General features: G+C 63.6%; 18 protein-coding genes. 15 read left to right on the forward strand and 3 right to left on the reverse strand.

The annotated features are described in order from the left end of the window. Positions 1-212: 212 nt before the first annotated feature. From JWP26_RS05370 to JWP26_RS05375, 3 genes are read left to right on the forward strand one after another with little or no spacing between them, the layout of a single operon-like run. Positions 213-1,181 carry an SH3 domain-containing protein gene (locus JWP26_RS05370; RefSeq protein WP_299724453.1) on the forward strand — a complete coding sequence of 323 codons (969 nt, stop codon included), beginning with the start codon at positions 213-215 and terminating at the stop codon, positions 1,179-1,181. Next, positions 1,178-1,438: an Orn/Lys/Arg decarboxylase N-terminal domain-containing protein gene (locus JWP26_RS22400; RefSeq protein ID WP_367184074.1), complete on the forward strand. Its 261-nt coding sequence runs from the start codon at positions 1,178-1,180 to the stop codon at positions 1,436-1,438. The genes JWP26_RS05370 and JWP26_RS22400 overlap by 4 nt, the downstream gene beginning before the upstream one ends. Further along, positions 1,423-1,869: a hypothetical protein gene (locus JWP26_RS05375; protein WP_299724455.1), complete on the forward strand. Its 447-nt coding sequence runs from the start codon at positions 1,423-1,425 to the stop codon at positions 1,867-1,869. Before JWP26_RS22400 ends, JWP26_RS05375 begins: the two co-directional genes overlap by 16 nt. A 36-nt stretch (positions 1,870-1,905) precedes the next feature. Here the strand turns inward: JWP26_RS05375 and JWP26_RS05380 are convergent, their stop codons facing one another. Further along, on the reverse strand, positions 1,906-2,664 hold the full coding sequence (locus JWP26_RS05380; protein WP_299724457.1) for a sugar phosphate isomerase/epimerase: 759 nt from the start codon (positions 2,662-2,664) through the stop codon (positions 1,906-1,908). Between the two features lie 11 nt (positions 2,665-2,675). Continuing rightward, on the reverse strand, positions 2,676-3,842 hold the full coding sequence (locus JWP26_RS05385) for a Gfo/Idh/MocA family oxidoreductase (protein ID WP_299724459.1): 1,167 nt from the start codon (positions 3,840-3,842) through the stop codon (positions 2,676-2,678). Between the two features lie 238 nt (positions 3,843-4,080). Between JWP26_RS05385 and JWP26_RS05390 the strand changes: the two genes are divergently transcribed. From JWP26_RS05390 to JWP26_RS05420, 7 genes are all read left to right on the forward strand, one after another. Then, entirely contained in the window at positions 4,081-5,394 is a 1,314-nt protein-coding gene (locus JWP26_RS05390) for an extracellular solute-binding protein (RefSeq protein WP_299724461.1), read from the forward strand. A gap of 80 nt (positions 5,395-5,474) precedes the next feature. Further along, positions 5,475-6,380: a carbohydrate ABC transporter permease gene (locus JWP26_RS05395; RefSeq protein WP_299724463.1), complete on the forward strand. Its 906-nt coding sequence runs from the start codon at positions 5,475-5,477 to the stop codon at positions 6,378-6,380. After that, positions 6,380-7,261: a carbohydrate ABC transporter permease gene (locus JWP26_RS05400; RefSeq protein ID WP_299724465.1), complete on the forward strand. Its 882-nt coding sequence runs from the start codon at positions 6,380-6,382 to the stop codon at positions 7,259-7,261. Before JWP26_RS05395 ends, JWP26_RS05400 begins: the two co-directional genes overlap by 1 nt. A gap of 25 nt (positions 7,262-7,286) precedes the next feature. Further along, on the forward strand, positions 7,287-8,357 hold the full coding sequence (locus JWP26_RS05405; RefSeq protein ID WP_299724467.1) for an ABC transporter ATP-binding protein: 1,071 nt from the start codon (positions 7,287-7,289) through the stop codon (positions 8,355-8,357). Positions 8,358-8,474: 117 nt separating this feature from the next. Next, positions 8,475-9,860: a substrate-binding domain-containing protein gene (locus tag JWP26_RS05410; protein ID WP_299724469.1), complete on the forward strand. Its 1,386-nt coding sequence runs from the start codon at positions 8,475-8,477 to the stop codon at positions 9,858-9,860. After that, positions 9,860-10,396 carry a helix-turn-helix domain-containing protein gene (locus JWP26_RS05415; RefSeq protein ID WP_299724471.1) on the forward strand — a complete coding sequence of 179 codons (537 nt, stop codon included), beginning with the start codon at positions 9,860-9,862 and terminating at the stop codon, positions 10,394-10,396. The genes JWP26_RS05410 and JWP26_RS05415 overlap by 1 nt, the downstream gene beginning before the upstream one ends. A gap of 106 nt (positions 10,397-10,502) precedes the next feature. Continuing rightward, positions 10,503-11,066, forward strand: a complete 564-nt coding sequence (locus JWP26_RS05420; protein WP_299724473.1) for a cupin domain-containing protein — start codon at positions 10,503-10,505, stop codon at positions 11,064-11,066. Between the two features lie 40 nt (positions 11,067-11,106). Here JWP26_RS05420 and JWP26_RS05425 read toward each other — a convergent pair whose 3' ends face one another. After that, a complete protein-coding gene (locus tag JWP26_RS05425; RefSeq protein ID WP_299724475.1) occupies positions 11,107-12,207 on the reverse strand; it encodes an FAD-binding oxidoreductase in 1,101 nt (366 codons plus the stop codon). A gap of 204 nt (positions 12,208-12,411) precedes the next feature. Here JWP26_RS05425 and JWP26_RS05430 point away from each other — a divergent pair, with 204 nt between their 5' ends. From JWP26_RS05430 to JWP26_RS05450, 5 genes are all read left to right on the forward strand, one after another. Further along, complete coding sequence (locus tag JWP26_RS05430) at positions 12,412-13,440, forward strand: MsnO8 family LLM class oxidoreductase (RefSeq protein WP_299724477.1); 1,029 nt, start codon at positions 12,412-12,414, stop codon at positions 13,438-13,440. Next, positions 13,437-14,768 (forward strand): LLM class flavin-dependent oxidoreductase, encoded by a 1,332-nt coding sequence (locus tag JWP26_RS05435; RefSeq protein WP_299724479.1) that lies wholly within the window; start codon positions 13,437-13,439, stop codon positions 14,766-14,768. Before JWP26_RS05430 ends, JWP26_RS05435 begins: the two co-directional genes overlap by 4 nt. Beyond that, positions 14,768-15,985, forward strand: coding sequence for a M20 aminoacylase family protein (locus JWP26_RS05440; RefSeq protein WP_299724481.1), 1,218 nt, complete (start codon positions 14,768-14,770; stop codon positions 15,983-15,985). The genes JWP26_RS05435 and JWP26_RS05440 overlap by 1 nt, the downstream gene beginning before the upstream one ends. 1 nt (position 15,986) lies before the next feature. Then, positions 15,987-16,517 (forward strand): GNAT family N-acetyltransferase, encoded by a 531-nt coding sequence (locus JWP26_RS05445; RefSeq protein WP_299724483.1) that lies wholly within the window; start codon positions 15,987-15,989, stop codon positions 16,515-16,517. A gap of 130 nt (positions 16,518-16,647) precedes the next feature. Beyond that, positions 16,648-18,447: an amino acid ABC transporter permease/ATP-binding protein gene (locus JWP26_RS05450; RefSeq protein ID WP_299724485.1), complete on the forward strand. Its 1,800-nt coding sequence runs from the start codon at positions 16,648-16,650 to the stop codon at positions 18,445-18,447. Positions 18,448-18,506: the final 59 nt, after the last annotated feature.

The following is an 18,506-nucleotide window of genomic DNA, read 5'->3' on the forward strand; positions in this document are numbered from 1 at the left end:
AAGCGCTTCTCCCATAAACATTTAACGGTCGGAGGCAAAACTGCCCCCTCGACTCCCGCAATCCCAGGTGCCAAATTATTGCTCGGCTCCTAAACCGTCGTTGGACGGAATGAACATCGCATTCTCATGGCGCTCGGCGCGGGGATAGTGGCGATATGCCCGGCACAGGGGCTGCCTGTAGTGGCCGGCCAACAATCGAAGCGAGACACGAGATGAATGCCATCAAAATCGTTTTCCGCCTGATTTTCACGATGATCGTGCTGCTGCCCGGGGCAGCCTTGGCGCAGGATGCGCGCAGCGTCGACGTCCGCTTTCCGCGCGGCGCCTCCGGGACCACCATCAATGGCAGCGTGAGCGGCTACCAGAGCGTCAACTATCGGATCGGCGTTTCCGCCGGCCAGCGCATGAGCGTGCAACTCGATACCAGCAATGCCAGCAACTACTTCAACATCACCGGGCCCGGCGCGTCCCAGGCCCTGTTCAATAGCTCGATTTCGGGCAACAGCACGAGCGTGGTCATCCCCTCGAGCGGCAATTACGTCGTCAGCGTCTACCTGATGCGCAACGCCGCCCGGCGCAACGAAACCGCCAGCTACCAGCTCAGCCTCTATGTCGAAGGGGCGGCGGCGGCTGCACCCAGGCCGACGCCGCCCGCGCCCGATTTTGCCGACGGGCTGCAGGGTGGCCCCGACTATTGGCAGGTTCAGGGCCTGGCGGGCGGCGACACGCTCAACGTGCGGTCCGGCCCCTCCACGGGCAACGCCGTTATCGGCACCGTTCGCAACGGCGATGTGCTGCAGAATTTCGGCTGCACCATGAGTGGCAGCACGCGCTGGTGCCAGGTGCGCATGCCAAATGGCTCTCGCGGCTGGGTCGCCGGCCGCTACCTGCACGAATCCTTCGGCGCCTCACCGCGCCCCACGCCCCGGCCGACGCCGCTTCCCGTGCCGATACCATCCAGCCCGCCCGCGAACGGCGTATCGACCAGCCAGATGCCACGCTTCTGCGCCGGCGAGGCCTCCGCCGAATACGGCGTGCGCCCGCAGGACATAACCACCAATATGGCGTTCCGGAGCGGTAACCAATACGTCTCCCAAGGCTCGTTCGATAACGACAACGACAGCAGCACGTTCTTCAATTGCTGGTTCAATCTCGACGGCAGCTTCGACAGGGTGGATTGATCCACCAGGCTGCATCAAAGCCGCCGGCGCGAAATGCCGGCGGCGAGAAGCAACCAACACGTGCGGAGCCCACATCACGGCCAGTTTTCCTGCTCCTCGAACGCGGCTCGAGCGCCTCGGTGCCCATCAAGGTCATGCGGCAGGTCGATGAAATCGTCTGGCTCTTGGAGGACACGCCGCTTTTCGTCGCCGGGCGCATCAGGGCGGCCACGGAGCGTTATATCAGGGCCATCGTGCCTCCATGCTGGCCGATCTGATCCGCTGCAACGACGTGCATGAATATTCCTGGCACACGCCGGGCCATACCGGCGGCACCGCCTTTCTCAAGACCGCAGTAGGCCGCATCTTCTACGACTATTTCGCACTGGTCGGCGATGACGGTACTGCTGCTCCGCATCACCTATATGCTGGTCTTCGCCGCCGTCATCCGCCTGCGCTATACCCAGCCCGATACACCCCGCGCCTACCGTATTCCCGGCGGCGTTGCGGTGTCTGGATCGTGGGTGGCGTGGGCTTCCTCGCCACGGCCTTCGCCTTCGTGGTGGGCTGCCTCCCCACGAGCGATGCGGGCATGTCCGCCCCGGTCTACATCGCCATCATGCCCCGCGTCCCGCCCTCAGCCCGTCCCGCCGCCTGGAGCCTGTTTTCCCGCAGGTCGCAGCCGGCATTGCAACCGCGACCGAACTGAAGTGCCCGCAGCGCCGGCGCGATCCCCGCGGGTCGGTCAGGCGATAAGGGCGCGAATATGATCTATCGAACGCCTGGCCAGCACTTTCCAGTCAGACGGGTTATCGTGCTCGACCACCAAGGTCGTGGCTTTCGTGTTCCCGAAGAGCGGATAGAGCGCCTTCCAGTCGATGATGCCGTCGCCGGTGGGCACCCAGCCCTCGTCCAGTGCAGTCCCGGCCGGGGCTGTGTCCTTGAGCTGGATCGTGGTGATGCGATCGGCGTATTTCACCAATTCCTGCGCCGGATCGGCCCAGCCGCGCACCACCCAGCCGATATCGAGCTCTAGTGTCACGTCGGGGCCGGCCGCTTCCATAATGTGGTCGATCGGTCGCGTCCGGTCCTCGAGTTTCACATATTCGAAGTCATGGTTGTGCCACTCGACGCGCAGTCCCTCGGCCTTGGCGCCCTCGGCGCCCCTGCGCAGGATTTCGCCCACCGATTGCCAGAACGCGGCGGTCGGGCGTCGCTCCGCCTGTGGGACATAGGGCGGGATCAGCGTCGTAGTGCCCAGCATGTGGGCATAGTCAAAGAACCGCTTGGGCTCCTTGTCGAGACCAGTCAGGGGCATGTGGATGCCCGAAACCTTCAGGCCCACCGCGTCGGCCTGTCGCTTGAAGCCGGCGGCATCGTGCTCGTAGTTGGGCAGGAACAGTTCCACCGCGTCGTAGCCGACTTCGGCGAGGTAGGCCAATTGCCCCTCTGCGGCGAACAGGCGCGAGGAATACATCTGGAACGAAACGTCGTAGCGCGACATGGCTGGCCTCCTTAGCCGGCAAATGCGAGGGGGGCGTTTGCGGCCTTGAACGGCGCCGCATCGGCTTCGGCCAGCAGGGGAGGGCGCTGGACCGTACTGGTGATATCGACGAAGCGGCCCTCATCGGCGGAACGGATAATGCCCAAGAGGATTTCCAGCACATGGCGGGCGAATAGCCCCGATGCCCGCGGTTGGCGGCCCTTGTCGGCTGCGTCCAGCAGGTCGACCAGGCCGAGCCCGCGATAATTGCCGACCACGTTGCCCGATGGCCAGGTCCAGTTCTGGCGCCCGAAGGTGGTCTCCTCGACGTTCGAAATGTGACTTCCATCGGCATCGATGATCTGCAATTGGCCGCCGAAGAAATTGGGATCGGGCACCATCAGCGACGCCTTGGTGCCATGCAGCTCGATGGGATTGGAATGCCCATGGCCCCAATTGTCGTAGCTAACGGAGAAATGGATTTGCGCGCCCGAAGCGAATTCCAGCAACGCCTGGCTGGTGGTCGGTGTGCCGACCTTCACGACGGTCCCCTGGTTCGGTCCCGCAGCGGTGACCTCTCGCTGTTCGAAGAACTTGGACGCCAAAGCGACCACGCGCTTGACCGGCCCCAGCAGGTTCACCAGCGCCGAAATGTAGTACGGGCCCATGTCCAGCACCGGTCCGGCGCCAACCTGATAGTACGGGGATGGATTGGGGTGCCAATCCTCCATGCCGTGATTCATGAAATGGGCACTGCCGCTCTTGATCGTGCCGATGCGGCCCTCGTCGATCAGCCGCCGCGCCATCTGGTGCGCGCCGCCGAGGAAAGTGTCCGGCGCGAAGCCGATCAATAGGCCTGCCTTGTCGGCCTGCGCCAATAGAGCGTTCGCATCCTCAAGGCTCAGTGCCAGCGGCTTTTCCGAATAGGCGTGCTTGCCTGCAGCCAGGATCGCCCCCGTCACCGCCGCGTGGCTGGCGGGATTGGTCAGGTTGATCACCGCGTCGATATCCGGGCGTGCCAGCAGCGCCTCCATGCTCAACGCGTCGAGCCCGTATTCCGCGCCGCGGCGCTGCGCCGCCGCCATGTCGATATCGGCGCAGGCCACCAGCTTGATCGGCGCGAATATCTTTGCCAATCGCGCATAGGCGTCGAAAATATGCCCGCAGCCGATGACGCCCACGTTCCACTGCTTGCTCATATCTCGCTGCTCCTCGCATGGCCTTTGGCCTTGATTGAGCGATACCGGCCCGACAGCGGATTGAACACGAAGATTTGCCGTGGCGAGTCCAGCCTATGGGACAAAGCAACCGGCTTCTGCATTTGCCCCTTTGACACTAAGGCGCTTCTCTGTTGGCCTAGGCAGTGTCGTCATTTGGCCATGGCAACAATAGCAGTCCTCGAAGACTGCGCCGGCCGACGCCCCTGAGGAGGAAAGATTGGAAAAAGATAGTAAGCGCATGACGCTCGATCGCCGGCAGTTCATGCAGGCCGCCGGCGCTGGTCTTGCGGCCACGGCCGTTGCCGGCCTGCCATTCGCGGCGGTCGCGCAGGACAAGGTTGAACTGCTGCTCTGGGCCTGGACCCCCGATACCCAGGTGCAGGCCGACATGTTCACCAAGAAATACCCCAACATATCGGTCAAGGTCGAGAATGTCGGGCAGGGTGGCCCGCACTACGTCAAGCTGCGCAACGCCATCCAGGCTGGCACCGGCCTGCCCGATCTGGCGCAGATGGAATTCAACTCCATCCCCAGCTTCAAGCAGCTGGGCGTGCTCGCCGATCTGGGCGCCGCCGCCAACCCGGTCAAGGACCAGTTCATCGACTGGACCTGGAAGGCCGTCAGCGACGGCGACAAGGTTTATGGCATTCCGTGGGATAGCGGCCCGATGGGTCTGCTCTATCGCAATGACGTGTTCGAGAAGAACAAGATCGAAATCCCCGGCACCTGGGATGCCTATTCGGAAGCGTCCCTCAAGCTGGCGACCGATGCACCCGGCACCTACATGTCCAACTTCGGCGTCTCCGATGCGGGCTGGGTGGCGGCGGTATTGTGGCAGGCGGGCTGGCGTCCGTTCCACACCGAAGGCACCGATATCCAGATCAAGCTCAACGACGACATCGCCAAGAAATGGGCTGGCTATTGGCAGAAGCTGATCGATGCCAAGGCCGTCGATACCAAGCCGATGTGGACCACCGAATGGTTCGCCGCGCTCGATGACGGCGTGCATGCGTCCTGGGTTACAGCGGCCTGGGCACCGGTGCTGATGCAGAACTCGATGAAGAAGAGCGTCGGTCTATGGCGCGCCGCGCCGATGCCGCAATGGACTGCGGGCGGCACCGTCACCTCCAACTGGGGTGGCTCGACCTTCGCGGCTATGACCACCACGCCGCACCCGGAAGAAGCGGCTCTGTTCGCCACCTTCATGGGCAGCGATCCGGAAGCGGCGGCACTGTGGAACTCCAAGCAGTTCCTGTTCCCGGTGCTCAAGAGCCTGATCGACGACAAGGCCCTGATGGGCGCGCCGAACGCGTTCTACGGCGGCCAGGCGGTCAACGAGGTGTTTGTGGTGTCCGAAAACCAGGTCGATCCGAGCTTCGAGTTCGCCCCGTTCCAGGATTTCGTCAACCAGACGATGCAGGACGAAATGTCGGCTTCGATCGCCGGCACCGGCACCCTCGCCGATGCCTTCGATCGCCTGCAGGACAAGGTCGTCGCCTACGCCACGGACCAGGGCTACACGGTCTCCTGACCCCATTGATCCGGCGCGTAACCCTCCCGGGCGCGCCGGATCAACCTTCGTTTTCGTCAAGCCACGTCCAAGGATCGCTCATGCCGGATGCCGTCGCGACCAGGCGGCGCGGACGGGTCTATGTGACCAAGTCCGTTGCCCCTTACCTGTTTCTGCTGCCCTTCATGGCCTTGTTCATCGCGTTCCTCATCGCGCCGCTGTGCTATGCCTTCGGCCTCAGCCTGTTCAAGACCACCATGGTGGCTGGCACCCAGTTCGTCGGCGCCGCCAACTACCTCAAGGTGTTCACCGATCCCTCGTTCTGGGACGGGGTCGTCCTGCTATTCAAATTCGGCCTGATGCAAATCCCCATCATGCTCGGCCTGGCGCTGCTCTATGCGCTGATCCTCGACAGCGGCCGCGTCTATGGGCGCAATTTCTTCCGCATCGCGTTCTTCATTCCCTATGCGGTGCCCTCGGTCATCGCCGCGCTGCTCTGGGGCTATCTCTATGGCCCGTCCTTTGGCCCGTTCGGCCAACTGGCCGAATTTTTCCACCTGCCCAAGCCGCAATTCCTGCTCGACGGTACCATTCTGGGCTCCATCGCCAATATCGCGGTGTGGGAGTTCATGGGCTATAACCTGATCATCTATTTCGCCGCGCTGCAGGCCATTCCGCAGGACTTGGAAGAGGCCTCGTCTGTCGATGGCGCGACCGGGCTGCAATATGCCCTGCGCATCAAGCTGCCGCTGATCATGCCGACGGTGATCGTCACCATCATTTTCTCGATCATCGGCACGCTGCAATTGTTCAGCGAGCCCTATCTAATGCGCAATCTGGCGCCGGGCATCATCAACAGCCATTACACGCCCAATTTCTATGCCTACACGCTGGCCTTCACCAACCAGCAATACAACTATTCGGCCGCCGTCTCCTTCGTGCTGGGCGGGGTCGTGGCGGTGGTGTCCTATGTGTTCATGCTGCTCGCCAACCGTAGGGCCGCATAATGGCAATCGTTTCCAAGACCGCCAATTCGGCTTCGTTCCGCAACAGCCGCCGCTGGCTCACCGTCGCGCTGGCGCTGTATTTCATCTACACCTTCATCCCGATCTTCTACGTGATCGTGTCCTCCACCAAGTCCAATGCCGATCTGTTCGGCACCTTCGGGCTGTGGTTCTCGGGCGATTTCCATTTCTGGCAGAACCTGCAGGACCTGTTTACCTATCAGGATGGCATTTTCTCGCGCTGGCTGCTCAATACCATCCTTTATTCGGTGGTGTCGGGCGTGGGCGCGGCGCTGTTCGCCACCTTTGCGGGCTATGCCTTCTCCAAGTTCGAATTCGTCGGCAAAAAGCTCAGCTTCGCCCTGGTGCTGGGTGCGGTGATGATCCCGCAGACGGCGCTGGTGATCCCGATTTTCCTGCTGCTGTCCAAGGTTGGGCTGGTCAATACGCCCTGGGCCGTCATCCTGCCCTCGCTGGTGTTTCCGCCCGGCGTGTTCCTGATGAAGGTCTATGCCGATGACGCGCTCAGTAACGAGCTGATCGAGGCCGGTCGTGTCGATGGGGCCGGGGAAGTGCATATCTTCTTCAACATCGCTTTCCGCCTGCTCACGCCGGGGTTTGCGACAGTGCTGATCCTGGCCTTCGTGGCCACTTGGAACAATTACTTCCTGCCGCTGGTGCTGCTCAATTCCTCGGACAATTTTCCCGTCACCGTGGGCCTGTCGCAATGGTATGCGCTGGCAACTTCGGGCAGCGGCGGTGCGGTGCTGTTCAGCATCGTCATGGCCGGCTCGCTGGTCTCCATTGTGCCGGTGATCGCCGCCTTCCTCATCATGCAACGCTATTGGCAGGGCGGCCTTGGCGCCGGCGGGGTCAAGGCGTGATGCACACGACAATCTGGAGTCCATCATGGCGGTAATCGAACTCAAGGGCGTCGAGAAGAGCTTCGGCTCGGTCAAGGTGATCCGCGGCGTCGATCTCAAGGTCGAGCATGGCGAATTCGTCGTCTTCGTCGGCCCCTCCGGCAGCGGCAAATCCACGCTGTTGCGGCTCGTCGCCGGACTTGAGGAAACCAGCGGCGGCACGATCCTGATCGATGGGCGCGATGTCACCAATCTGGGGCCCGCCGAGCGGGAGCTGGCCATGGTGTTCCAGTCCTATGCGCTCTATCCGCACAAGACCATTCGCGGCAACATGTCGTTCGGGCTGGAGGTCGCTGGTTTCCCCAAAGACGAAATCCGCCAGCGCGTCGATGAGGTGGCGCGCCTCCTCCAGCTCTCGGATTATCTGGAACGCAAGCCGCGCGAACTCTCGGGCGGGCAGCGCCAGCGCGTCGCCATTGGCCGCGCCATCGTGCGCGAGCCGGTCGCCTTCATGTTCGACGAGCCGCTGAGCAATCTCGACGCCGGGCTGCGCGTCGATATGCGCATCGAGATCACCAAGCTGCACCAGCGCCTCGGCGCCACCATGATCTACGTCACCCACGACCAGGTTGAGGCCATGACTTTGGCCGACCGAATCGTGGTGCTCGACAAGGGCATCATCCAGCAGACCGGCTCGCCGCTCGAACTCTATGAGCACCCCGCCAACCTGTTCGTCGCCCAGTTCATCGGCTCGCCCAAGATGAATGTGCTGCCAGCGGCGTTCAAGGAGGGCAGGATTTCCATCAATGGCGGCGTGGGGATCGAGGCGGGCAAGATGACCGGCACCGACGTGGCCAATGTCGGCATCAGGCCGGACGACATCGAAATTTCGCCCGATGGCACAGGCCTGATCCACGGCAAGGTCGATGTCGTGGAGCGGCTGGGTTCGGATACGTTCGCCTATGTGGCAGTGCCCGGTGCCCATGCGGTGACGGTGCGAGCGCCGCGCGACTCCGCCGTTGCCATCGGCCAGGATGTCGGGCTGACCTTTAGGCCGGAGCGGCTGCAAATCTTCGCCGTCGATGGTACGTCGCTCCGCCTGCGCCCGGGTGTGTAGGGCGCGGAGGAATTCCCGGTCAATTTCGCGAGCGTGGCTCTGCATTTGAGACGGACGAGTTGACTTGGATGGCGTTCGGGAATCTCGTGGCTCTCAGCTGAAGTCTCTGGGAGGAGAATGATGCCGGGAACGCAGCGCAGCGGTGTCGATGCCGCCATAGACCTCATCATTGCGCTGACGCGACGGGGCGGCAGCGCCCGCAATGTCGAACTTGCCGGCGAACTCGGCATTCCGCGCGCCAGCTTTCACCGCATCGTTGGCATGCTGGCCGATCAAGGGGTACTGACCCGGATGCGGGGCCGCATTGCGATCGGCCCGGTCGCGGCGGGCCTCGCTTCCGCTTTGGCCAAGGCGGGCGATGAACAGGATCGCAGGCGCGAACGGGTGCTCGGCGAAGCGGTCCGCCCGATCGTCAATCCATACACCGTTGGTCGTGCGCGCGCGCCCGAACTCACCAGCCCGTTCATCAAGCCACCGCGCCGCCGCTTTCGCATCGCCGTTTCCAACGGCGCCATGGACAATCCCTGGCAGGTCGCGATGCTGCACAGCATCGAGTTTGCCGCCTCGCGCCTGCAGGGGGAGCTGGAATCCGTCACCGTGGTGCACGCGCATGGAGACGCCCGCAAGCAGGTCGACGACATCGAGGACCTCGCCGCCAGTGGCGTCGACGGTCTTCTGATCAGTGCAGTATCGCCGCGCGCGCTGGTCGGCGTCTCCAATCGCATGGATGCTGCCGGCCTGCCGGTGGTTTTCGTCGAGCGGGGCGGCAACGCCGACCTGGCCTGCGCCAGCTTCGTCACCTCCGACAATACCGCCATCGGGCAAATTACCGCGCAATGGCTGGCCGATACCATTGGCCGCAAGGGCACCGTGCTGATGCTGTACGGTCACGCCGATGCCGAGATGACCCAGAGCCGGCAGGCCACCGCAATGGACATTTTCGCGCGCTTCCCCGGCATCAAAGTGGTCAACACCGACGCCACCCGCTTCAACCGCGAACTGGCCTACGCGACAGCCGCCGATGCCATCGCGCGCCATGGCGAGGCCATATCGGGCGTGTGGTGCGACAGCGGGCTCAATAGCGCCGGCTCCATCCAGGCCTTCCTCGGTGCAGGGTTCGAGCCGGGACATATCCCACCCCACACAGGCGGCGACCTCAACCTGTCCTACAAGCTTGCCGTGCGCCAAAAAATCCTCATGGCCTCCATCGATTATCCACCCGCCATGGGCATACGGGCTTTCGAGGTCCTGCTCGCGGCGATCAACGGAGCGTGGGTGCCCAAGCAGATTAGCATGGCATCGCGCTTCGTCGCCTCCCGCACCTCGGCGAACAACCCCCTGCGCGCGCAGTTATGGGCCGAGGATCACGTCCGCTGGGACATGCCGGACGACCTCGTATTCGGCGCTGGCCTCGGACCCGCCTACGATCCGCGCGCCTTCCGCGTCAGTTATCCGGGCAACAGCTATAACCGGTCCGCCGCAAGCCTGGGGACTGCCACCTGATGAGCAAGGACCAGTCGGCCGGCGTGGCGACGCTCGGTCTGATTCTGTCGCGCATGGCGACGGGGGAGCCCCTGAGCGTCGGCGCCCTCGTGGCTGATGGCGGTGTGGCGCGCTCCACGGCCTTTGCGGTGGTCAAGCGCATGGTCGAGGCTGGGCTCGTCAGCAAGCAGCCTGATGGACATCTCGTCCCAGGGACCGCCGCCGGCGCTTTTGCCTATGCGGCCAGTAATCTGGCGCCCCTCCACGGCCGCGCGGCCCCGATCCTGACGTGGTTGCGCGACCAGACCAATGCGGGGGTCGAGCTGCAAGCCTGCCACGGCGCGACTTACCAGACGCTGGCCCGTTTCTCCGCATCGCCGGGGAGCGAAAAGCCCAGCGGCAAGCCGTTGCTGTTCACCGTCAGGCGAGCCGACAAGGAAGCCGCGATCCTGCGAATGTTCTGCACCGAGGCGAGCATCGAGGAGGCGACCTGCCGAACACTGGCTGCCGAGGCTGTCAGCCGGCTCGAGCACATGCTGGCCGTCGAACAGGCGTAGCGCCTTCGACCGCAATGGCTCAAATACTGGATTGGATAAACAATTTGCCGGCTTTCCAAAGCCGATGAGCGCCTTATGGTTCACTCAAAACAAGAGAGGAGACGCCATGTCCAAAACGGACCCTGAACTGCATTGGTCAAAGCCCAAGGGAATGCTCCCGAATAGCCGGTTCCCGCTGCTGGTCTACCGCGGCGCTGTCGCGGGCGGCGGTGTCGAGGCCGTGCGTACGCGCCTTCGCACCAATTCCTGGCTGAACAACTGGCAATATCCGGGCGTCTACACCTACCCCCACTTCCATTCCACGACGCATGAATGCCTCGCGGTGGCCACGGGATGGATGGAACTGGAACTGTTCGGTCGCGGCGGTATTCGCGTGCGCGTTGAAGCGGGCGACATCGTTGTCATGCCCGCCGGCGTCTCGCACATGATGGTGGGGCAGTCCGACGACATCATGATGGTCGGCGGGTATCCGGACGGGCGCGACTGGGACAACATGCAGGAGGACCACCTAACCGAGGAGAGCCGCCGCGCTGCCGCCAAGCGCATCATGATGCTGCCCATTCCGTCGCGCGATCCGGTGACCGGCGAGCCCATGCAGCAGTGGATCGATACGCCCTCATCGGTTGATGCCGAGCTCAATGACTTCCGCGACGGGCTCGACCCGGTCTGACCGGGCTCGCGCCTCCGCCCGGCGTAGCGCGCCACCAGCGTCAGCCTCTCGCTGCCGCCCAGGCCGGAATTTCTCCGGCCGGGCGCGCGCCTACGATCGCATCAGCCAGTCCCGATGCAATCACCGGGCCGAGCTTGAAGCCATGGCCCGAACAGGCGCTGAGTACCCAGCCGGCGCCGCCAATTGGCTCGACCACGAAGCGTTCATCGTCGGTGACCGTGTAGTAGCAGACCTTGGTTTCGAGCGTCTCATAGTCGCCGAATTGCGCCAGGATGCCCTCTGCGGCCGTTCGTACCGGCGCAATATCGGCGGCGGTGGCGATGCGATCGTCACCGCCCGTGCCGATACGGGTGAAGGTATGGTCGCCAATCTTCAGCCGGGTGCCGTTGCGCGGCGGCAGGATATAGGCGCCGTGGCCGCTTCCCTGGTCAACGATCACCGGCGCGTTCGCCCAGGCGTTGGCAAACGCCGCCGGTGGCTTGAGATAGAGCAGCGTCTGCCGCGACGGCACTATGCGGCCGGCCGCCGCCGGATGGAGTTCCTGCAGCCAGGCACCCGCGGCGATCACCACCACATCGGCGTCGTGGCGCACGCCATTGGCGATCAGATATCCAGCATCCGGATCGACTTGTTCCACCCGGCTATGCGGATGCAGTTCAACCAGATGCTCTTCCAGCCAGCGCGCCAGATCGGCAACGATACGACCGGCAAACAGCATGCCAGCGCCACCCGCCTCGAAGGCGCTGACAATGCCCTCCTGCCGGATCATTGGCAGGCGTTCGGCAATCTCGCCCAGGGAAAGCGCCCGATGGCTGATCTTGAGGCGGTCGAGTTCCTCGGCAGCCGCCCCGTGCCAATCCACATCCGTGCGGGCGATATAGGCCATGCCCGTGGGCAGGTAGTGCGTGACGCCGAGATCGGCCCACAGCCGGTCATAGGCCGCAAAGGCATGGGGCATCAAATCGCCATAGCCCGTCAGGCTGCCATAGGTGTGGCGGGTGATGCGGTGGTCATCGACCGAAGACGAAACCGGATTGGGTATCGCCCCCTGATCGAACAGCGATACCGCCACGCCGCGCTTGTTCAGCGCCCAAGCCAGCGACAACCCGGCGATCCCCGCCCCGACAATTGCAACTTTCATATTCGTTTCCCGTCCAAATGCTCTCAAACGAGAACGAAACCGCCCGCAGCGACACATCCTTAGCCGTGCATTCCTTCCGCGTCAGCGGGAGGGAAAAACTCTGCCTAATAATGATGCAGTGAGGCAGCGGCCATTGTCTATAGTTTTAGTAGTATATAGATTTTGCCGTGTCGAGTTGCCTTTTGGCATGGATCGGAAGCCCACATGAGCTATGCCCTGAGTGTTCTGGACAAGAGCCCAATCGTCCGCGGCGAAGCCGCCAATGCTGCATTGCAGCGCACCGTCGCCCTGGCGCAACGCGCCGAAGCGCTGGGCTTCCATCGCTTCTGGGTTGCAGAGCATCACAACACGCCTGATCTGGCGAGTTCCTCGCCCGAGGTACTGATCGCGTTTCTTGCGGCGCACACCAAACATATCCGCATCGGCTCCGGCGGCGTGATGCTGCAGCATTACAGCCCCTACAAGGTCGCGGAGAATTTCAACCTGTTGGCGTCGCTGGCGCCCGGTCGGATCGATATCGGCATCGGCAAGGCGCCCGGCGGGCTGCCGCTTTCGACGCGGGCATTGCAGGGCGCTCAGGACCCAGCGAAAAAGCCGGCTGTTGCCCAACAGCTTTCGGAGCTAAACGCCTATCTGGCGGAGGACGCCGTCGGCCGCACCGAAGGCCTGGACGCCACGCCGCGCCCAGCCACGAGCGCCGAGCGCCACCTGCTGGGCGCCAGCGTCGAAAGCGCCAAACTGGCGGCTGAACTCGGCTGGAACTTCGTCTTCGCCCGTCACCTCAATGGCGACGACGCGACGCTGACCGCAGCCGTCGATGCTTTCCGCAGCGCCACGGGCAGGGCGCCCATCGTCGCCGTGGCCGCGATCATTGCCGAAAATGGCGACGACGCCCGCAGCCAGGCCGAAGTTTTCACGCCCTTCAAACTGCATATTCCCGGCGCGCAAAGCGTCACCGTCGGCAGCGAGGCGCAGGCCGCCGAATATGCGCGGCAGGCCGGCGTCACCGAATACACGGTGGAGCGCAAGCCCTCGAGCGTCCTGGCAGGATCGGCCCATGACGTGCTGGACGCGCTGGATGACCTCGCCGGCCGCCATGCCATCACCGAATTCATCATCGATTTCGCCAATGCGGGCGCCACGCGTCTCACCGCATTGGATCTGCTGGCCGAAGCGCAAGCGCGACCTTCGGCTCGTGGCCTCGGCCTAACTCATTTCAGGAGACAATCATGAGCAAGCGCATTCCGTTCGGCATCATGCTGCAGGGCCCCGGCGGCCATATGAACGCCTGGAAGCATGAGAGCGTCCCAGCCGACGCCAGCGTCAATTTCGATTACTACGTGCGTACCGCCAAGCAGGCCGAGGCCGCCGGCATCGCCTTCGCCTTCATCGCCGATGGGCTCTACATCAACGAACAATCCATTCCGCATTTCCTCAACCGCTTCGAGCCCATCGCCATCCTCGCGGCGCTGGCGGCGGCGACCGACAAGATCGGCCTCGTCGGCACGCTCTCGACCTCCTACAGCGACCCCTTCACCGTAGCCCGGCAGTTCGCCTCCATCGATCTGATCAGCAAGGGCCGCGCCGGCTGGAACGCCGTGACCTCGCCGCTGGAAGGTTCGGCCAAGAACTACGGCCGCGACAAGCACCCCGACCACGCCCTGCGCTATGAGATCGCTGGCGAACACATCGAAATCGTCAAGGGTCTCTGGGACAGCTGGGACGATGACGCCTTCATCCGCGATCGCGAGACCGGCCAATTTGCCGATTTCTCCAAGCTGCATCGCGTCAACTTCAAGGGCAAGTTCCACTCGGCCGAGGGCCCGCTCAATATCCAGCGCAGCCAGCAGGGCCAGACCGTGCTGTTCCAGGCCGGCGGTTCCGACGATGGCATCACACTGGGCGGCCGGCACGCCGACGCGATCTTTGCCGGTGCGGCCTCGCTGGAAGAAAACCGCGAGCTGGCATCCAAGCTCAAGCAAAGCGCCATCGCCCATGGTCGCGGCGCCGATGCGATCAAGATTTTCCCCGGCATCGGACCCATCGTCGGTTCCACCGAGGAAGAGGCGCAGCGCAAATACGCTGCCATCCGCGATCTCGTGACCGTGCGCGAAGCGCTGCTCTATCTCGGCCGCTTCTTCGATCACCACGATTTCACGCAATACGACCGGGATGCGCCGTTCCCCGAACTAGGCGACATCGGCAAGAATAATTTCCGCTCCGGCACCGACCGCATCAAGCGCATCGCCAAGGAGAAAAACCAGTCCCTGCGCGAAGTGGCGCTGGAATCGGCAACCCCGCGCAGCAATTTTGTCGGCACGCCCGAACGGATCGCCGACGAGATCGAAGCCTGGGTCGATGGCGGCGCGGCCGACGGCTTCGTGCTAGGTTTCCCGGTGATCACCGAGGGGCTCAACGATTTTGAGCAACATGTGCTCCCCGTCCTCGAAGCGCGTGGCCGCCACACGCGCGACCAGATCGGCAGCACGCTGCGCGACCATCTCGAACTGCCCTTCCGCCAGAGCCGTTATACGCTGGGCGACGAGAAAGCGGTCGGCTGATGACGGTTCAAGGCCCCTTGGCGATCGATCCCGTCGCCACGGCGATCGCCGGCTTTGCCGACGAATTCGTCGCCCTGCGGCGCAAGCTGCATGGCGCACCGGAGCTAGCCTATAACGAGCACAAGACCAGTGCCCTGGTCGCCGACTATCTCGAATCCTGGGGCTACGAAGTCGCGCGCAACGTCGGCAAGACCGGCGTTGTCGGCACGCTCAAGGTTGGTCCCGGCGAGCGCTCCGTTGGCATTCGCGCCGATATGGATGCCCTGCCGATCCTCGAAGCCACCGGCCTCGATTATGCCAGCCAAACCCCCGGTGTCATGCATGCCTGCGGCCATGATGGGCATACATCCATCCTGCTCGCCGCCGCGCGGCAATTGGCCGAAACGCGCAACTTCTCCGGCACGCTGCGGGTCATCTTCCAGCCAGCCGAGGAAAACGGCGGCGGCGCCCGCACCATGATTGCCGATGGCCTCTTCGAACGCTTTCCAGTAGACGCCGTCTTCGGCCTGCACAACTGGCCCGGTGTGCCAGCCGGACAATTCGGCTTCTTGCCCGGCCCGGCCATGGCCTCGGTCGATCTCGTGATCATCAAGGTCATCGGCAAGGGCGGGCATGGCGCCAAGCCACAGCAGACCGTCGATCCGGTCGTCGCCAGCGCATCGCTGGTGATGGCGCTGCAAACCGTGGTGTCGCGCTCGGTCGATCCGCTGGAGATGGCAGTGGTCACCGTCGGCTCGATCCATGGCGGCATCGCCCCCAATGTCATCCCCGACAGCGTCGAGCTTCAGATCACCGTGCGCACCTTCAACGGCGCCGTGCGCGAACAGATCAAGGCGCGCATCATTGCGCTGGCGGACGCTCATGCGCAAAGTTTCGGCGCCCGGGCGGAGGTGAACTATCCGCGCGGCTATCCGGTGCTGGTCAACGACGCGGCGCAGACCGAGTTTGCCCGCCAGGTCGCCATCCGCCACTTCGGCGAGCAACGCATCCACGCTGAACTGCGCCCGATTACCGCCAGCGAGGACTTTGCCTTCATGCTGGAAAAGCTGCCGGGCGCCTATCTCTTCGTCGGCAATGGCGATAGTGCGGACCTGCACAGCCCGAACTACGATTTCAACGACACCATCCTGCCCGATGCCGCCCGCTATTGGGTGCGGTTGGCACAGGATTATCTGTCGGCCAATTCAATCGATCACAATGCCGGGGAGACCCTTTAGCATGAGCGACCAGTTCCACTACACCACCCCGCACGACCCGCTGTCGCAGCCGCTGATCGAGCAACTGACCCACGAATACCAAAGCCGCTACGGCGACTATTTCGGCGAGTCCGCCGGCACCGAAATGAGCCGCTATCCGGCCGAACTGTTCGCCCAGCCCGATGGCGCCTTCCTGCTGCTGCTGCGCGATGGGCAAGCGATCGCCGGCGGCGCGTTCAAGCGCTATGACGAGGCCACGGCCGAGTTCAAGCGGGTCTGGACCCATTCCGATTTCCGCCGCCAGGGCCTCGCCAAGCGCGTCCTGGTCCAGCTGGAAGCGCAGGCCGCCCGCCAGGGCTACAGCCGGATTTACCTGACCACCGGCTTCCGCCAGCCCGAGGCCTCAGGCCTCTATCTCAGCACCGGCTACACCGCCCTGTTCGACGTCAATGTCGATCCCGAAGTCTATGGCTCGCTGCCATTCGAGAAGGATATTTCGGCGCTGGCGCTCCAAATCCAGCCGCAGCACGAACGGGTCGCCGCTTCGCGCTGAACGCGCAAATTATTCTCCGCCGGCCGCAAGGACGCAACGCGGCCGCATTGCCCCGGGCGTCCTGTAACTTTAATGTCTACAAATCTTATATACTAAAGCGCGTTTGCGCCGCCACATCAGGATTTCCGCCATGGCTTCGACCACCGATATCGGACTTGAGCAGGACAGCGCACAACCGGCTTCCTCACGCGATTATGCGCGCTATCGTATCATTCCGGCGCGTCATCCGTGGCGCATCGTCGGCACCGTTGTGGCAGCCTTTGTCATCCTGGTCTCGCTGCATTCCACCTTCACCAATCCCCGTTGGGGTTGGGATGTGTTTGCCAAATTCTTCTTCTCCGAGCCGGTCCTGGTCGGACTTGGCCGTACGCTGTTGCTGACGCTGCTCGCCTCGGTATTGGGCTTCCTGATCGGCGGGCTGCTCGCCTTCGCCCGGGTCTCCAAGTCGCCTCTGCTGTCGGGGCTGTCCTGGGGCTATATCTGGCTGCTGCGCTCCATCCCGCTGATCGTGCTGCTGCTGGTGCTGAACAATCTGGGTTATCTCTATGAGAGCGTGAACCTGGGCGTTCCCTTCACCAATATCCTGTTCGCCCAGTTCAAAACCGTCGACATCCTCAGCCCGTTTTCAGTGGCAGTGATCGGCCTCAGCCTCAACCAAGCCGCCTTCTCCGCCGAAATCATCCGCGGCGGCATCCTGTCGGTCGATCAGGGCCAGCACGAGGCCGCGGCCGCGCTCGGCCTGTCGCGCCGCCGGCAGGCGCTCAATATCGTGCTGCCGCAGGCGATGCGCGCCATCCTGCCCAGCGGTTTCAACGAGATCATCGGCCTGGCCAAGGCGACGTCGATTGTCTACGTGCTGGCGCTGCCGGAGTTATTCTACACCGTCCAGGTCATCTACAAGCGCAACCTCGAAGTCATCCCGCTGCTGATGGTCGCGACGGTCTGGTACCTGATCATCATGATCATCCTGTCACTGGTGCAAGCCGTGGTCGAGCGCTACTACGCTCGTGGCACCCGGCGCGAGACGCCCTCCAATATCATCGATCTGGCGCTGGCCTATCTGCGCCCGAGTGCGCCAAAGCCCGCCGTGGTCAGCGCCGCGCCGATCACTGCCACCAAAGCACCAGCGCGGCCCTTCATTGCCCCGCGCACCGATATCGTCCGCGGCCGCGTGGGACATGTCGAAATCCATGCGGTATCCAAGAGCTTCGGCAGCAACAAGGTGCTCGACGCCGTCAATCTCGACATCCGCCCCGGCGAGGTCACCGCCATTCTCGGGCCGTCGGGTGCCGGAAAATCCACCCTGCTGCGCACCATCAATCATCTGGAGCGCGCCGATGCCGGTGTCGTCACCATCGATGGCGAACTGATCGGCTATAAGCGGCAGGACAATGCCCTGCAGGAGCTCAAGGAACCGGCGATCCGCCTCCGCCGCGCGTCTGTCGGCATGGTGTTCCAGAACTTCAACCTGTTCCCCCACCTGACGGCGCTGGAAAATATCATCGAAGCGCCGGTGGCCGTGCAGGGCGTGCCGCGCGACGAGGCCATCGCCCAGGCCCGCGACCTCCTCGCTCGCGTCGGCCTTGCCGAAAAGGCCGATGCCTATCCGCGCCATCTCTCGGGCGGTCAGCAACAGCGCGTCGCCATCGCCCGCGCTCTGGCGCTTAAGCCGAAGGTGCTGCTGTTCGATGAGCCAACCTCGGCGCTAGACCCCGAACTGGTCGGCGAAGTGCTCGACGTGATCAAGGAACTCGCCACCTTGGGCACCACCATGATCATCGTGACCCACGAAGTCGGTTTCGCCCGCGAAGTCGCCGACAAGGTGGTGTTTATGGAAGCGGGCAGGGTGCTCGAAGTGGGCGCCCCCGCCCAGGTGTTCAACGCCCCCAACCACCCGCGCACCGCCGAGTTCCTCGCCAAGGTGCTCTGACCCGATCCACTTTCCGGCCCGCCGCCGCCCGCGTGGACGGTGCACGCCACCGGCTTGCC

Source organism: Devosia sp. (assembly GCF_028290435.1).
GTDB lineage: Bacteria > Pseudomonadota > Alphaproteobacteria > Rhizobiales > Devosiaceae > Devosia.

Coding starts and splice junctions, on each gene's coding strand:
- JWP26_RS05400 (WP_299724465.1), top strand. CDS start 6,380: ATGGCAATCGTTTCCAAGACCGCCAATTCGGCTTCGTTCCGCAACAGC.
- JWP26_RS05380 (WP_299724457.1), bottom strand. CDS start 2,664: ATGTCGCGCTACGACGTTTCGTTCCAGATGTATTCCTCGCGCCTGTTC.
- JWP26_RS05410 (WP_299724469.1), top strand. CDS start 8,475: ATGATGCCGGGAACGCAGCGCAGCGGTGTCGATGCCGCCATAGACCTC.
- JWP26_RS05445 (WP_299724483.1), top strand. CDS start 15,987: ATGAGCGACCAGTTCCACTACACCACCCCGCACGACCCGCTGTCGCAG.
- JWP26_RS05425 (WP_299724475.1), bottom strand. CDS start 12,207: ATGAAAGTTGCAATTGTCGGGGCGGGGATCGCCGGGTTGTCGCTGGCT.
- JWP26_RS05395 (WP_299724463.1), top strand. CDS start 5,475: ATGCCGGATGCCGTCGCGACCAGGCGGCGCGGACGGGTCTATGTGACC.
- JWP26_RS05385 (WP_299724459.1), bottom strand. CDS start 3,842: ATGAGCAAGCAGTGGAACGTGGGCGTCATCGGCTGCGGGCATATTTTC.
- JWP26_RS05420 (WP_299724473.1), top strand. CDS start 10,503: ATGTCCAAAACGGACCCTGAACTGCATTGGTCAAAGCCCAAGGGAATG.
- JWP26_RS05405 (WP_299724467.1), top strand. CDS start 7,287: ATGGCGGTAATCGAACTCAAGGGCGTCGAGAAGAGCTTCGGCTCGGTC.
- JWP26_RS05370 (WP_299724453.1), top strand. CDS start 213: ATGAATGCCATCAAAATCGTTTTCCGCCTGATTTTCACGATGATCGTG.
- JWP26_RS05375 (WP_299724455.1), top strand. CDS start 1,423: ATGCTGGCCGATCTGATCCGCTGCAACGACGTGCATGAATATTCCTGG.
- JWP26_RS05440 (WP_299724481.1), top strand. CDS start 14,768: ATGACGGTTCAAGGCCCCTTGGCGATCGATCCCGTCGCCACGGCGATC.
- JWP26_RS05430 (WP_299724477.1), top strand. CDS start 12,412: ATGAGCTATGCCCTGAGTGTTCTGGACAAGAGCCCAATCGTCCGCGGC.
- JWP26_RS05435 (WP_299724479.1), top strand. CDS start 13,437: ATGAGCAAGCGCATTCCGTTCGGCATCATGCTGCAGGGCCCCGGCGGC.
- JWP26_RS05415 (WP_299724471.1), top strand. CDS start 9,860: ATGAGCAAGGACCAGTCGGCCGGCGTGGCGACGCTCGGTCTGATTCTG.
- JWP26_RS05450 (WP_299724485.1), top strand. CDS start 16,648: ATGGCTTCGACCACCGATATCGGACTTGAGCAGGACAGCGCACAACCG.